The organism is Acidimicrobiales bacterium, from assembly GCA_041394245.1.
Classification (GTDB): domain Bacteria; phylum Actinomycetota; class Acidimicrobiia; order Acidimicrobiales; family Aldehydirespiratoraceae; genus JAJRXC01.
This window is the reverse complement of the sequence record JAWKIR010000002.1, coordinates 662465-675988: the sequence shown is the minus strand read 5'-3', so window position 1 is coordinate 675988 and position 13524 is coordinate 662465. Positions and strand designations below refer to the sequence as shown.

Below are 13524 nucleotides of genomic sequence, written 5' to 3'. Positions count from 1 at the left end.
AGACCGCGCAACCTCTTCACGCCGCGCCGCAACGAGCGAGCATCAAGTCAAGCTGCTAGAGGCAGGTCGCCCGCAGCGGAGCGTTAGCCCCCCAGGGGGGGCGGGACGTCAGGTGCGAACCGGCCTTCGCCACGCCAGCCCAGGAGCATCCGGGAGAACTGATGACAAATCGCTGACAAGCGACACAAAACGGCGAATCCCCAGGCCTCTGGCCTGGGGAAACGTGGTGTCGGAGGGGGGACTTGAACCCCCACACCCTTTCGGGCACCAGCCCCTCAAGCTGGCGCGTCTGCCAATTCCGCCACTCCGACGTGGCCATCCGGACAAGCCGAATGAGAGCGCCAGCGTAGCGGGCGTGGTGCCAAGCCACACCCTCTTTCAGGGCTGATCAGCGATGCCGACTGTCGACAGATCGAGCGTGCCGTCACTCCGGTGCCGGAGTCCGTCGAGGCGGTGGCTGAGGGCGACTCTGACCTCGAACTGGCCGACGGGCAACAGCAGGCCTTCGTCAACGAGCGTCCGCTCGAGCGCCTCGATGAAGAGCGCCCGCTGCTGGACATCGAGCTCGGTCACGACGGCCTCGGCGAGCTCGGCGCGGGCCGAGCTCTGCGGGCCGAACATGTCGTCGGTCGCGCCGGGAACACCGAAACGGAGCACGGCGCTGGCCGGACCCGTGCCGCCGGCCACCACGATCGGGAAGAGGAGCGCGTCGCCGGCGGCGACGCGGGCGGCGAACTCTTCTGGCGTCGACGCGATCGGGAGGACCGTGATTCCAGCTGTCTCCAGCTGATCGACCACGGCCTCGCCCAGGCCCTGCAGTTCACCGGCCGGCACATCGACGAGGGCCGCTTCGGGCGCCGTCTCGAAGGCGGGCCGGTTCGCGTTCGTGCGCGCAGTGAGACCGTCGACGGCACCGGCCAGCGTCAGCGGATCGAGCGACCCGAGCAGTCCGAGACGGACGGCCTCGATCGGGCTCCGCGCCACGATGGCGACGTCGAGCTCGAGTGGATGCCGAATGACGTCTGCATCGAGGCCCTCGGCATCCTCGCCGGTGGCCAGAACCGCCCAGTCCGCATCTCCTGCTGCGACTGCGGCGGCGGGACTGTCGCCGTCGTGGACGAACTCGAGGCGGTTCACGGTCGCCGCGGGGTCGACGGCGACGAACACGTCCGGCTCGTCGGTGCCGGCGAAGGCGCCGGTGGTGCGCAGGCCACCCTGGTCGTCGGGCCCCGTGATGCCGAATGCCGGCGAGGCCAACACGTCGAGCAGGAGCTCGTAGGGCGCATCGAGCTGGATGACCACCGTCAAGTCGTCGGGCGCAGCGATCCCCGCCACTCCCCCTGCGTTTCCCGTCATCTGGTCGGTCCATCCGCTGATCGAGGTCAGCGCCGTCGCCGCCTGATCGGCGGGGCCGCGGGCCGCCACCCGCTCGAGCGATGCCTTCACGTGGCGGGCGGTGATGGTTTCGCCGGCCCCGTCGGTCAACGACGCCGGGAGCACGAAGGTCCAGGTCAGTCGGTCGTCGCTGACGAACCAGCGCTCGGCGAGACCGGGCCCGGGCAGGCCGTCGTCAGTGGTGGTCGTCAAACCCTCGTAGAGCAGGTCGGCGACAACACGGTTGGTCAGCGAGGCCGCGCCGGCGTCAGCGGGATCGAGCGACCAGCCGTCCGGCACTGCGAGGCGCACGGTGACCGCTTCGGCCACCGCGGCGGAGCCAGGCGCGGGCGTGCCGGAATCGAGCGGTTCGACCTCACGAGCGGCGCTGTCGTCCAGGGTCGGGCGCTCGCCGGAGCACGCAGTCGTCAGCAGGAGAACGGCAAGGAACGCAAGGCAGACACGGCGCATCTGTCCCCATCGGCCGAATGCCGCCCTGATTCAGCCTTCGCCGTTGTAGCGGGTGTCTGACACCGCTGTGGCGGGTCAGAAGATGAGGGCGTAGGCGACGGAGCTGAAGCCGAAGACGATTGCCGCGACCACCGTGATCCGGGAGAGGTTCTTCTCGACCACGGTCGAGCCCGCCGCTGCGGCGCCGGCGCCGCCACCGAACATGTCGGACAGGCCGCCGCCCTTGCCGCTGTGCAGCAGCACGAGGAAGATCAGCATCAGCGCCGAGACGAGCCAGAGAGGTGCAACGATCCAAACCACGTCGGACAGGCTACCAGCGACCGCGAGCGGAACCGTCAGGCCTGGTAGAGGCGATAGTTGACGATGCGGGCGAAGTCGTCGGCGTCGAGCGACGCCCCGCCGACCAGCGCACCGTCGATGTCGGGCTGGGCCATGAGCTCGGGCGCGTTTCCGGGCTTCACGGAGCCGCCGTATTGGATTCGCACCGACGCAGCGGCGTCGGTCCCCCACTGGTCCTTCACGAGCGAACGGATGTGGGCGCACATCTGTTGCGCATCGTCGGACGACGCGGTCTCGCCTGTGCCGATCGCCCAGATCGGCTCGTAGGCGATCACGAGCTCGCCGACCACCTCGGCGGTGAGGTTCGCGAGCGAACCGGCGATCTGCGACGCGACCCGCGCCTCGGCCTGACCGGCCTGACGCTCGGCGAGCGTCTCGCCACAGCACACGATCGGGGTCATGTTCTCCTTGAGCACCGCGATCGCCTTGGCGTTGACGATCTCGTCGGTCTCGCCGAACAGCTCGCGCCGCTCCGAGTGCCCGACGATCACGTATGTGACGTCGAGCTTCGCCAGCATCCCCGCGGCGATCTCACCGGTGAAGGCGCCCTTCGGCTCCTGGTGGACGTTCTGGGCACCGAGCGCGATGGGCACGTCGTCGGCCTGCAGCACCGTCTGGATCGACCGGATGTCGGTGAACGGCGGATGGATCGACACATCGACTTCGTCGTAGTCGTCGCTGGTCAGCGCATATGCCAGCTTCTGGACGGTCTGGATCGCCTCGAAGTGGTTGTGGTGCATCTTCCAGTTGCCGGAGATGAGTGGCTTGCGACTAGCTGGCATTGGGAGCTCCTCGTAGCGCCTCCAGGCCCGGCAGGTCGCCCTTCTCGATCAACTCGAGCGAGGCGCCCCCTCCGGTGGAGACGTGATCCATGTCCTTCTCTACACCGAACTGCTTGGCCGCAGCAGCGCTGTCGCCGCCCCCGACCACCGTGAACGCCCTGGTCTCGGCCATTGCCCGGGCGACCGCGCCCGTGCCGCCGCCGAACCGGGGATCCTCGAACACGCCCATCGGGCCGTTCCACAGCACCGTACCGGCCTCGTGGATGACATCGCCGAACTGTGCGGCCGAACCCGGCCCGATGTCGACACCCATCCAGCCGTCGGGCAGGTTGGCGCCCATCTGGCGGACCTCTCCCCCGGCCTCGGGGTCGAACAGCTTGCCGCCCGGGCCCAGCGCCGTGATGTCGTAGGGCAGGTGGATCGGTTTCGGCTGATCGAGCAGGCGGGCGCAGGTGTCGACCATGTCGTCCTCGCACAACGACGATCCGATCGCGTGACCCTTCGCCTTCAGGAAGGTGAAGCACATACCGCCGCCGACGATGAGCGAGTCGACCGACTCGAGCAGCGCCTCGATCACGGCGAGTTTGTCGCTCACCTTCGAGCCGCCCATGACGGCCACGAACGGCCGACGAGGGTTGTCGCGCAGACCACCGAGGACCTCGACCTCGCGCTCCAGCAGCCGCCCGGCCGCCGACGGCAGGAACTGCGGCGGACCGACGATCGATGCGTGGGCACGATGCGACGCGCCGAACGCGTCGTTGACGTAGGCGTCGTGCCCCTCGATGAGTCGGGCGACGAAGGCCGGGTCGTTGGCGGTCTCCCCCGGGTCGAAGCGGAGATTCTCGAGCAGCTCGACCCCCGGCACGAGCTCGGCGAGCCTGGCGCGCACGGGCTCGACGGAATACGCCGGGTCGGGCGCGCCCTTCGGACGGCCCAGGTGGGTGCACGCAGTGACCGACGCACCCTGCTCGAGCAGCCACCGAATGGTCGGCAACGCCGCACGAATGCGCAGGTCGTCGGTGATCTCACCGTCGACGATCGGCACGTTGAAGTCGGCCCTCAGCAGGACCGACTTCCCGTTGAGATCGCCCAGGTCCTCGAGCCGGGGAACGGAGCTCACTTCTTGGCAACAGCCTTCTTGGCGGGCTTCTTCGCCGTGCGCTTCGCGGCAGGACGCTTCGCGGCCGGTGCCTTCTTCTTGCCGACGAGCAACGCAAGGTCGACGAGGCGGTTGGAGTAGCCCATCTCGTTGTCGTACCAACCGAAGATCTTCACCAGGGAGCCCTGGGCCATCGTCAGGCCCGAATCGAAGGTGCAGCTGGCCGGCGAACCGACGATGTCGGACGAGACCAGGGGCTCCTCGCTGTAGTGGAGGATGCCCTTGAGCCGACCCGACGACGCCGCCTTCTTGAACGCCGCGTTGATCTCGTCGACGGAGGCTTCCTTCTTGAGGATGCCGGTGAAGTCGGTGATCGATCCATCGGGAATCGGGACCCGCAGCGAGGTGCCGTCGAGCTTGCCCTGCATCTTCTTCATCACGAGCCCGGTGGCGCGGGCGGCGCCGGTCGAGGTCGGCACGATGTTGACCGCCGCCGCGCGGGCCCGCCGCAGATCGCTGTGGGGCCCGTCGACGAGCGCCTGATCGCCGGTGTAGGCGTGGGTCGTCGTCATCAGGCCCTGCTGGACACCGAACGCGTCGTCGAGCACCTTGATCATCGGGACGAAGCAGTTGGTGGTGCACGACGCGTTGGAGATGACGTGGTGGCGTGCCGCGTTGTAGGTGTCCTCGTTGACACCCATCACGAAGGTCGCATCGCAGTCGCCCGACGGTGCCGAGATGATGACCTTGGGTGCGCCGGCCTTGCGGTGCCCCGAGGCGGCGTCCTTGCTGGTGAAGAAGCCGGTCGACTCGATCACGACATCCACACCCAGGTCGCCCCACGGCAGGTCTGCGGGGTTGCGCTCCGACAGGACCTTCAAGACGTCGCCATCGACATTGATCCCGTCTCGGGTGGCCTTGATCTTGCCGCCGAACTTGCCGTGCACGGAGTCGTTGGCCAGCAGATGGGCCATCGTCTCGCGTGAACCGAGGTCGTTGACGGCGACGAAGTCGATGTCGGCCCCCGAGGCCTTCGCGGCCCGGAAGAAGTTGCGGCCGATGCGGCCAAAGCCGTTGATGCCAACGCGTACGGTCATGCTGGGGTCTCCCCTGGTTGAGTTCTCGGCCCTCGGGCCACGCAGGATTGTAGAGGATCAGGCGCAGACGCCGGTGACCAACTCGGAGACGGCTGCTGCGAGCAGTTCCGGAGAGTGGGCCAGGCCTTCGTGGGAGTAGAGCGGACGGCTGACGACGAGGTCGCGCATACGGTCGTCGACCTCGAGCGATACGTCGGCCAGCACGATGTCGGGCTGCACGCCGTGCCGTGTGAGCGCATCGACATGGTCGGCCAGCGTGTAGCCGTCGGTCTCCCCCGGCTCGCCACCCAGGTTCGCGACATAGATCACCAGCGCGTCGGACGCATCGATCGCCCGCCTCACACCGGGGACCGCTGCGGCGAGGACCGAGGTGTAGAGCGAGCCCGGCCCGATCAACACGACATCGGCCGAGCCGATCTCGGCCTGGACCTCGAGCGGCACCGCAGGGTCGGCCGGCGAAGTGTAGAGGCGCCTGATGTCGCCCGACCGCGACACGGCGACCTGACCGCGAACGACCCCCCGCCCCGTCTCGGCCAACAGGTCGACCCGGGTCCGACAGGCCGGGAGAATCCGCCCCCGCGCGCCCACCATCGCCACCGCCGCGTCCATCGCGACCACCGGGTCGTCGGCGTTCTCGAGCAACGCGGCGAGCAGGAGGTTGCCGGCCGGATGGCCGGTGAGCGCGCCGTCCTCGAATCGATGGTCCAGGGCGTCGCGCACGAGCCCGGGGGGTGTGAGGGCGGTGAGGCAGCGACGCATGTCTCCCGGCGCCATGATGCCGAGTTCGCGGCGAAGTCGACCACTCGACCCGCCGTCGTCGGCCACGGAGACCACTGCGGTCAGATGGCCGGCGAGGTCGCGCATCGCTTCGAGCGACATGGCGAGGCCGTGCCCCCCGCCGATCGCGACCACTCGCGGGGCGCTCACTTCGTCACGTCCCGATGGACCACGGCCGGCGCATGACCGAGCTGTTCGAGCACCGTGGCCATGCGTTCGGCGATCGCCACCGAACGGTGCCGTCCGCCGGTGCAACCGAACGCGATCGTCAGATACGACTTCCCTTCCTGCACGTAGAACGGGAGGATCAGCGCGAGGAGCCGTTCGAGACGGGCCAGGAACGCGCCGGTGACGGGCTGTGAGAGGACGTAGTCCGCCACCGATTCGTCGAGACCGGTGAGCGGACGCAACTCCTCCACCCAGTGCGGGTTGGGCAGGAATCGGCAGTCGAAAACCATGTCGACGTCGAGCGGCAAGCCGTGCTTGTAACCGAACGAGGTGACCGTCGTCTGCATCACATGACCGCTGCCACCGGCGCTGAACACGTCGACCATCCGGTCACGCAGCTGATGGACGTTGAGATCGGTGGTGTCGAGCACGAGATCGGCTTCGGCCCGGAGCGGCTCGAGGGCGACGCGCTCGGCCTCGATCACCTCGACCATCGTGCCCGAGCCGGGGGTCGCGAACGGGTGCACCCGGCGGCTCGAGTCGTAGCGGCGCACCAGAACCTCGGTCGAGGCGTCGAGGAACACCAACTGGACCCGGCTGAACTTGGAGCGCAGCACCGCGACGAGAGGTGCCATCTCCTCGTGATAGCGACCGGACCCGACGACGAGTGCGAGTCGGTCGCCGGCGCTCGACGAGCCGTCGGCCAACTCCGCCACCTTCGGGATGAGCGCCGGTGGCAGGTTGTCCATGACGAACCAGCCCATGTCCTCGAGGTTGTCGGCCGCGACGGTTCGCCCCGCGCCCGACATCCCTGCGATCACCACCAGTTCACTCACGAGACTTCCGATCGTAGTGGGGCATCGACGATGCTCCCGTCCACCCAATCGGCCGGTCGGTCAGCTGTCTGAGCCGCGCCGGTCGCCGATCAGGGCGAGCAGACGCGGCGTCGTGACGACCACGTCCTCTTCGTATTCGGGCGCCTTGGCCAGGAATCCCGGCGGCGGCGCCGGTTCGACCATCTCGGCGAGGTCGATGCCGGCCCGGATCATGCCGTTCACATAGCGGCTCAGGGGGCGGTGCACGAAGCGCACGAACACGTTCTTCTGCACCTCCTCGATCGTCACGGCTTCACGCAGATAGGGGCCGATGCGCCAGTAGGTCTCCGGCGGTTCGATCATGTGATCGACGATCATGCCGCTGTCGGGGGTCTGCAGGAGCGGGTGGTTGAGGAACAGTACGAAGCGGCCGCCCGGGCGCAGCACCCGCGCCACCTCGGCCAACGACTCGTCGAGCGCGTCGACGTGCTCGAAGACCAGACACACGACGACCGCGTCGACGCTGCCGTCACCGATTGGCAAGCTGTCGGCACCCGACAACGCGTAGACGGGCCCGCCGCCCCGCCCGACGGCCACCTCGATCTGTGACCGTGTCGGGTCGAGGCCGATGACGTCGGCGCCGTCGGCGACCAGCGCACGGGCGATCTGGCCCTCGCCGGTGCCGACATCGAGGACCCGGCGGTACCCGGCCAGGTGCTCGCGGGCGAGCGGGATGATCTGCTCGACGTATTCCGGGTCGACGCCGTCGGTGAACTCCCGTTGCCACCAGTCGGCGTGTTCGTCCCATTTCGGTTCGGTCACCCCGGAAGGATGCCCGGTTTCGGGCCCGGTCCCGCGGTTCAGCGGATGTCGACGCGCACCACGGACTGTTCGCCCTGCATGGCGATCCACAGCGTGCCGTCGGCGAAGGAGATGCCGGTCGGGCCACCCCCGGCGGTGGCACCGCCGAGCGGGGTACGAGACACGATGTCGCCGTTGTTGGCGTTGACCTGCACGAGCGTGCCCTCGTCGGTCACCGTGACCCAGGCCGAGCCGTTGTTGACGACCAGCTCCGTCGGGCCGTCGCCGACGACGACCGTGCGCACGACCTCGCCGGTTTCGGGATCGACCTTCGCGATCGTGCCCTCGTCGTGGTTGGCCACCCACAGATGCGACGACGCACCGGTGATACCGACCGGGCCCTGGCCGACAACGACACGCTGGATGACCTCGAACGAGTCGCGGTCGATCTCGACGAGTTCACCGGTGTCGAACACCGCGGCCCACAGCCCGTGGTCGGGGTGGGAGATGACGGCGGTCGGGGTGCCGCCGACGTCGACCCGCTGAAGGATCTCGCCGGTGTTGGGGTCGAGCCGGGCGACGAACTCGCCGTCGAAGGACGCGACGACGATCGTGTCGCCGTCCTTGTCGATCCCGTCGGGTCCGGGGAACGAGAAGGTCGCCGCAACGGCGTTGGTCGCCGGGTCGAATCGAAGCACCTGGCTGTCGGCGTAGTTGGTCAGCCAGACCGAACTCGACGTGCGCATGACCCGCGTCGCCGCGTCGGCCACGTTGCCGTTGGCGACGACGCGATTGTTGTCCGGATCGATCAGCGAGACGCCGCCGAAGGCGCCGACCACGGCGACCGAATCGGAGCGGGCGCTCACGAACTTCGCGTCGGCACCCACGATGATGCGGCGCAGGGCCGTGCCGTCGAGGGCCGGCGGCGGCCGTTCTTCCAGGCTCTCGACGACCGACTCGAGGCTGGCGATCTCGGCGCGGGCGTCGGCCAGCGCGGCGGTCGACGTGTTGTCGGCAGTGACCGTGTCGTCGACATCGCCGCGGTCGCCAGGCGCGTCGTCGGCCGGCTCGTCGCCGACATCTCGTGAGACCGGCGTGGCGTCGATGACGGTGTCGCCGTCGTCGCCACCGGTCTGCCACAGCGCCGCCAACACCGCGATCGCGGCCAGGAGCACGCCGACGCCGACGAGGAAGGGCTTGCGCGGAAGGGTGACCGTGTCGGCGCCCGAAACGGCGGCGACCGGGGCGGCGACAACGGGCTCGTCCGGACCGGTCGATTCGTCGTGATCACGCAGATCAGCGAAATCGTCGACGTCGTCGTCGGACTCGTCATGGTGGGCGGTGTCGTGGGTCCAGAGATCCTCGGCGATCGGCTCGACCGGGGGTTCTGGCTCGACCTCGTCGGTGGCCGCCGGCGGCTCGGGCACCACCTTGGAGGCCTCGACCGGCGGCAAGGGAGGAGGTGCAGGCGCCTCGAAGGGACGGAGCACGCTCCCGGCCGTCTCGTTGGCGGGTTCGCTGTCGTGCGTTTCGTCGTTCATGGAGACTCCTCGACCCGCGAACACCCAAACTACTCAGCGTCCTCCGCGGGTGGGGGACGCCGACCCCGGGCCTCGACCCGGTGCAAATTGCGAAAAACGTTCTCCGCTACCTCGTCGGGCAACCAGGTCAGGTTCTTGAGGGTGTCGAGGTCGGCCCGCTTCACGGCGTTCACGCCGCCGAGTTCCTTCGTGAGCCGCTTCTTGCGGGCCGGACCGAGCCCTTCGATCCCGTCGAGGGCCGACTTCGTCATGCGTTTGTCACGCAACTGACGGTGGAAGGTGATCGCGAAACGGTGGCTCTCGTCGCGGATCCGTTGCAGCAGATAGAGGGCCTCGGACTGGCGCGGCAGCCTGATCGACTCGCTGCGACCGGGGATGAAGACCTCCTCGAACTGCTTGGCGAGGGACACGACCGGGATCTCGTCGCGCAGCCCCAGGTCGTCGAGGACCCGGGTGGCGACGCTCAACTGCCCCTTGCCGCCATCGACCACGAGCAGTTGCGGCGGATACGAGAACCGACCCTCGCGCTCCTCGACCGGGAGGTCGCGCTCCTTGAGGTAGGCGCTGAAGCGACGAGTCAGCACCTCTTCCATCGCGGCGAAGTCGTCGTTGCCGGGCACACTCTGGATCTTGAAGCGGCGGTAGTCGGACTTCTTCGGCAGGCCGTCCTCCACCACCACCATGGAACCGACATAGTCGGTCCCCTGGATGTGGCTCATGTCGTAGCACTCGATGCGCAGGGGCGCGATCGGCAGCTCGAGGTGTTCCTGCAGCTCACGAAGGGCGCGGGCCCGACTGTTGTGGTCGCTGGTGCGCTTGAGCCGGTGACGGTTGAAGGTCTCCTGGGCGTTCTGCGTGACCGTCGCCTGCAGCGAGCGCTTGTCGCCGCGTTGCGGCACCCGGATCGTCACCTTCGACTCGCGGGCCTCGCTGAGCCACTCCTCGTAGAGGTCGGGGTCGGCCGGGAGATCGGGAACCAGCACTTCTTTCGGCGAGCCGACCGGGTTGTCCTCGAAGTACAGGCGTTCGAGGACCCGGCTCACGAGCTCCGGTCGATCGAGGTCCTCCGCCTTGTCGACGACGAAGCCGCGTCGTCCCATGACGCGCCCCTTGCGGACGTAGAAGACCTGCACCGCGGCCTCGAGCTCGTCGTCGTGGATACCGATCACGTCGACGTCCTCGTTGTGGTTGAAGACCATCTGCTGCTTCTCGACCGCCTTGCGCACCGCCGACAGGCGGTCGCGCAGGTGGGCGGCCAGCTCGAACTCGAGTTCGGCCGACGCCGCCTGCATCTGCGCCTCGAGCTTCGCAACGATCTCGTCGGTGTCGCCCTCGAGGAACGAGACCAGGTCGGCGACCATGCCGGCGTAGTCGTCGCTGCTCACCTCGCCGACACACGGTCCCGCGCACTTCTCGATGTGGAAGAGGAGGCAGGGCTTGCCCAGCTTCTCGTGGTGACGGAACTTGTTGTCGGTGCAGGTGCGGATCGGGAACGTCCGCAACAACAGGTCGAGCGTGTCGCGGATGGCGTAGGCCTGGCCGTAGGGGCCGAAATAGCGATTGCCCTTCTTGCGCTTCCCCCGCATCACCATCGCCCGGGGCCATTCGTCGACCATGGTGAGGCAGAGGAACGGATACGACTTGTCGTCGGTGTAGCGAACGTTGAACCGCGGCTTGTGACGCTGGATCAACGAGAACTCGAGCATCAGCGCCTCGACCTCGTTGGCCACCTGGATCCACTCGACGGTCTCGGCCGTCTCCACCATCTGACGGGTGCGGCTGTGGAGATTGCGTGGGTTCTGGAAGTAGTTCGACAGGCGCGAGCGGAGGCTCTTCGCCTTGCCGACATAGATCACCCGACCCTCGGCATCTTTGAACTGATAGGAGCCGGGGGCGTCGGGAATCGACCCCGCCGGAGGGCGCTGAACCATTGTGTCCGACACTAGGGCGAAAGGCCTACTGGTTCGCGCCCTCCTGCCGATGGGAGACGATGCAGCGACCGATCTTCCACGAGCCCTGGTGGCTCGACGCCGTGGCGCCCCGGTCCTGGGCCGAGGTGACGGTCGAGGTCGACGGGCAGGCGCGGGCCGTGCTGCCCTACTCGACCCGACGGATCGGCCCCGGGATCGTCGTGCTCGGCGCGCCACCGCTCACGCCGTACCTCGGACCGCTGACCGACCCCGGCGACGGCAAACCCGCCACCCGGCTCAAGCGCGACCGGGAACTCCAGGCGGCGCTGGTCGAGCAGCTCCCCCGCCACGACGTCTACAAGACGACGCTCCCGCTCGATCATCGGAACTGGCCGGTGCTGGCCGAACACGGATTCGTCGGTACACCGCGGGTGACCTACGTCCTCGACGCGCTCGACGACGTCGAGCAGGTCTGGAACGGATTCGGCGACAGCACCCGTCGGGCCGTGCGCAAGGCCGAGAAACGGCTGGCCGTGCGGACCGACCCAGGCGTCGCGTCGCTGCTGCCGATGGCGGCCGCGACGTTCGAGCGACAGGCGCTCGGACTCCCCTACTCCCCCGACGTGCTCGAACGGGCTGCCGAGGCCGCCATCGGCCGGGATCGGGGTCGTGTGCTCACCGCGGTCGACGAGGACGACATGGTCCACGCCTCGATGCTGGTGGTGTGGGACGACGACCGGGCCTACTACCTCGTGGGAGGCGCCGATCCCACCCGTCGCGAGTCGGCCGGACTCTCACTGCTGATGTGGGAGGCGATCAAGATGTCGGCCGCGCACACCCGACGATTCGACTTCGAGGGTTCGATGGTGCCTGGGGTCGAACGGTTCTTCCGTGGCTTCGGGGGTACGCAATACACCTATCTGGGCGCGATGCGCTTCTCCCGTCGGGGGCGGATCGGCTGGGCGGCGTACCAGCTGCTCGAGGCGATCCGGGGCCGATGAGCCCGTCCGTCTCGATCCGCTTCGACGCGTCGGTCGACCTCGCCTGGACGGCCCCGATCGAGCATGCGTTCCGGCTGTGGGCGGCGACGAGGGAGCTACGGGTCGTCGATCCCGCCCATGCCACCGACGCCGCGTTCGTCTACGGCGGCGACGCGCTCGACGCGTTGCCGGCCACGAACCGCCGTACCGCCCGGCCCTCGCGACACGGCGGTCTGCCCTGGTACTTCGGCGGTGACAACGAGGACCATCTCGCCGAGATCCATGCGTGGGCGGCCGCTCTCTCGGAAGTCCACGCCGCTCGTGACGACCTCGGCCGGGTCTGCCGGAACGGCTCGATGGCTGCCGTGCTCGGTGTCGATCCCGCCGTGCCGTGGGCCGAGCGCCACCTCGACGCGTTCGACCGCGTCGTCCTCGCCCGCCATCCGGGCCTCGCCGCCGCCCTCGACCGTCGGGCGCGGAGCGTCACCGTGCTCGGCAGCCACGACATCGACTTCCTCCCCACCCGCAGGCCCGAGATCGCCCGCCGCCTCTTCCGCAACGTCGGGGTCGCGACGCTCGGGCAGCACGACCCTCGTCTCGCCGGCTCGATCATCGCCGCCGCGGCATCCCACCTGATCACCCGCCTGCCGGTCCTCGGGGGCATCGCCGCCGTGGCCGAGATGGAGCGCCGGCACGGGATCGTGTCGACCTGGAACGTGATCGTGCGCCGGCGCCACGCCCGCGACGCCGAGTACTCGTTCGAAGACCCCGTGGTCCGGCGCGCCTTGGACGGGCTCGCCCGCGCCGGCCACGAGATCGGCCTCCACGCCAGCTACACGAGCGCATCGACCCCCGGGGCGATCGCCGAGGAGATGACGGAGCTTCGCAACGCCGGACATCCGGCCACGGGCACACGTCAGCACTGGCTCCGGCACGGCGGTGCCGAGCTCTACCAGGAGGTCGCCAAGGCGGGCGCGCTCTACGACTCCAGCTTCGGCTGGTCCGACGGCTGTGGGTTCCGCCACGGGCTCGCCCGTCCGTTCGTCCCGTTCGACACGTCCACCGGTGCCCCCGCCACGGTGGTCGAAGTCCCGCTGGTGATCATGGACGTCGCGCTGAGCGAAGAGGTGGGGCGCGGGGCCGACGGCGCGTCGCGGTCGAGTGGCATCCTCGACCAGGCTGCCGCCCACGGCGGCACCGTCTCGATCCTGTGGCACGACACCACCGTGTCGGACACGCAGATCAGGCGGGGTGTCGGTCCGCTCTACGAGCGACTCCTGGCCCGCGGCGACGAGTGGTCGACAAGCGCAGCCGCGGTCCGTCGAGACCTGCCGGCTTGGCAGGCGGCCGGGTTCGTGGTCGGCTGAGGA

General features: G+C 68.8%; 12 protein-coding genes and 1 tRNA gene. 2 read left to right on the top strand and 11 right to left on the bottom strand.

The window, feature by feature from the left end; all coding sequences use genetic code 11:
• Positions 1-224: 224 nt before the first annotated feature.
• The 11 genes from R2707_03350 to uvrC all read right to left on the bottom strand — a co-directional run bounded on the left by R2707_03350 (position 225) and on the right by uvrC (position 11195).
• A tRNA-Leu gene (locus R2707_03350) sits at positions 225-311 on the bottom strand.
• 67 nt (positions 312-378) lie between these two features.
• On the bottom strand, positions 379-1845 hold the full coding sequence (locus tag R2707_03345; GenBank protein ID MEZ5244106.1) for an ABC transporter substrate-binding protein: 1467 nt from the start codon (positions 1843-1845) through the stop codon (positions 379-381).
• A gap of 75 nt (positions 1846-1920) precedes the next feature.
• Positions 1921-2145: a preprotein translocase subunit SecG gene (gene secG, locus R2707_03340; GenBank protein ID MEZ5244105.1), complete on the bottom strand. Its 225-nt coding sequence runs from the start codon at positions 2143-2145 to the stop codon at positions 1921-1923.
• 35 nt (positions 2146-2180) lie between these two features.
• Complete coding sequence (gene tpiA, locus R2707_03335) at positions 2181-2966, bottom strand: triose-phosphate isomerase (GenBank protein MEZ5244104.1); 786 nt, start codon at positions 2964-2966, stop codon at positions 2181-2183.
• On the bottom strand, positions 2956-4086 hold the full coding sequence (locus tag R2707_03330) for a phosphoglycerate kinase (protein ID MEZ5244103.1): 1131 nt from the start codon (positions 4084-4086) through the stop codon (positions 2956-2958). The genes tpiA and R2707_03330 overlap by 11 nt, the downstream gene beginning before the upstream one ends.
• Positions 4083-5162, bottom strand: coding sequence for a type I glyceraldehyde-3-phosphate dehydrogenase (gap, locus tag R2707_03325; protein MEZ5244102.1), 1080 nt, complete (start codon positions 5160-5162; stop codon positions 4083-4085). The genes R2707_03330 and gap overlap by 4 nt, the downstream gene beginning before the upstream one ends.
• A gap of 57 nt (positions 5163-5219) precedes the next feature.
• The gene (yvcK, locus tag R2707_03320) at positions 5220-6089 is read right to left on the bottom strand and encodes a uridine diphosphate-N-acetylglucosamine-binding protein YvcK (protein ID MEZ5244101.1); all 870 of its coding nucleotides are present in this window, start codon (positions 6087-6089) and stop codon (positions 5220-5222) included.
• Positions 6086-6943 (bottom strand): RNase adapter RapZ, encoded by an 858-nt coding sequence (gene rapZ, locus R2707_03315; protein MEZ5244100.1) that lies wholly within the window; start codon positions 6941-6943, stop codon positions 6086-6088. The genes yvcK and rapZ overlap by 4 nt, the downstream gene beginning before the upstream one ends.
• Positions 6944-7003: 60 nt before the next feature.
• Positions 7004-7744, bottom strand: coding sequence for a class I SAM-dependent methyltransferase (locus R2707_03310; GenBank protein ID MEZ5244099.1), 741 nt, complete (start codon positions 7742-7744; stop codon positions 7004-7006).
• A gap of 38 nt (positions 7745-7782) precedes the next feature.
• On the bottom strand, positions 7783-9264 hold the full coding sequence (locus R2707_03305) for a YncE family protein (GenBank protein ID MEZ5244098.1): 1482 nt from the start codon (positions 9262-9264) through the stop codon (positions 7783-7785).
• A gap of 29 nt (positions 9265-9293) precedes the next feature.
• On the bottom strand, positions 9294-11195 hold the full coding sequence (gene uvrC / locus R2707_03300; GenBank protein MEZ5244097.1) for an excinuclease ABC subunit UvrC: 1902 nt from the start codon (positions 11193-11195) through the stop codon (positions 9294-9296).
• Positions 11196-11254: 59 nt separating this feature from the next.
• On the opposite strand from uvrC, the gene R2707_03295 reads away from it, so the two are divergent.
• Both R2707_03295 and R2707_03290 read left to right on the top strand, forming a co-directional pair.
• On the top strand, positions 11255-12175 hold the full coding sequence (locus R2707_03295; GenBank protein MEZ5244096.1) for a GNAT family N-acetyltransferase: 921 nt from the start codon (positions 11255-11257) through the stop codon (positions 12173-12175).
• A complete protein-coding gene (locus R2707_03290; GenBank protein ID MEZ5244095.1) occupies positions 12172-13521 on the top strand; it encodes a hypothetical protein in 1350 nt (449 codons plus the stop codon). Before R2707_03295 ends, R2707_03290 begins: the two co-directional genes overlap by 4 nt.
• The last annotated feature ends 3 nt before the right edge of the window (positions 13522-13524 follow it).

Coding starts and splice junctions, on each gene's coding strand:
- R2707_03345 (MEZ5244106.1), bottom strand. CDS start 1,845: ATGCGCCGTGTCTGCCTTGCGTTCCTTGCCGTTCTCCTGCTGACGACT.
- tpiA (MEZ5244104.1), bottom strand. CDS start 2,966: ATGCCAGCTAGTCGCAAGCCACTCATCTCCGGCAACTGGAAGATGCAC.
- gap (MEZ5244102.1), bottom strand. CDS start 5,162: ATGACCGTACGCGTTGGCATCAACGGCTTTGGCCGCATCGGCCGCAAC.
- R2707_03305 (MEZ5244098.1), bottom strand. CDS start 9,264: ATGAACGACGAAACGCACGACAGCGAACCCGCCAACGAGACGGCCGGG.
- uvrC (MEZ5244097.1), bottom strand. CDS start 11,195: ATGGTTCAGCGCCCTCCGGCGGGGTCGATTCCCGACGCCCCCGGCTCC.
- R2707_03295 (MEZ5244096.1), top strand. CDS start 11,255: ATGCAGCGACCGATCTTCCACGAGCCCTGGTGGCTCGACGCCGTGGCG.
- R2707_03290 (MEZ5244095.1), top strand. CDS start 12,172: ATGAGCCCGTCCGTCTCGATCCGCTTCGACGCGTCGGTCGACCTCGCC.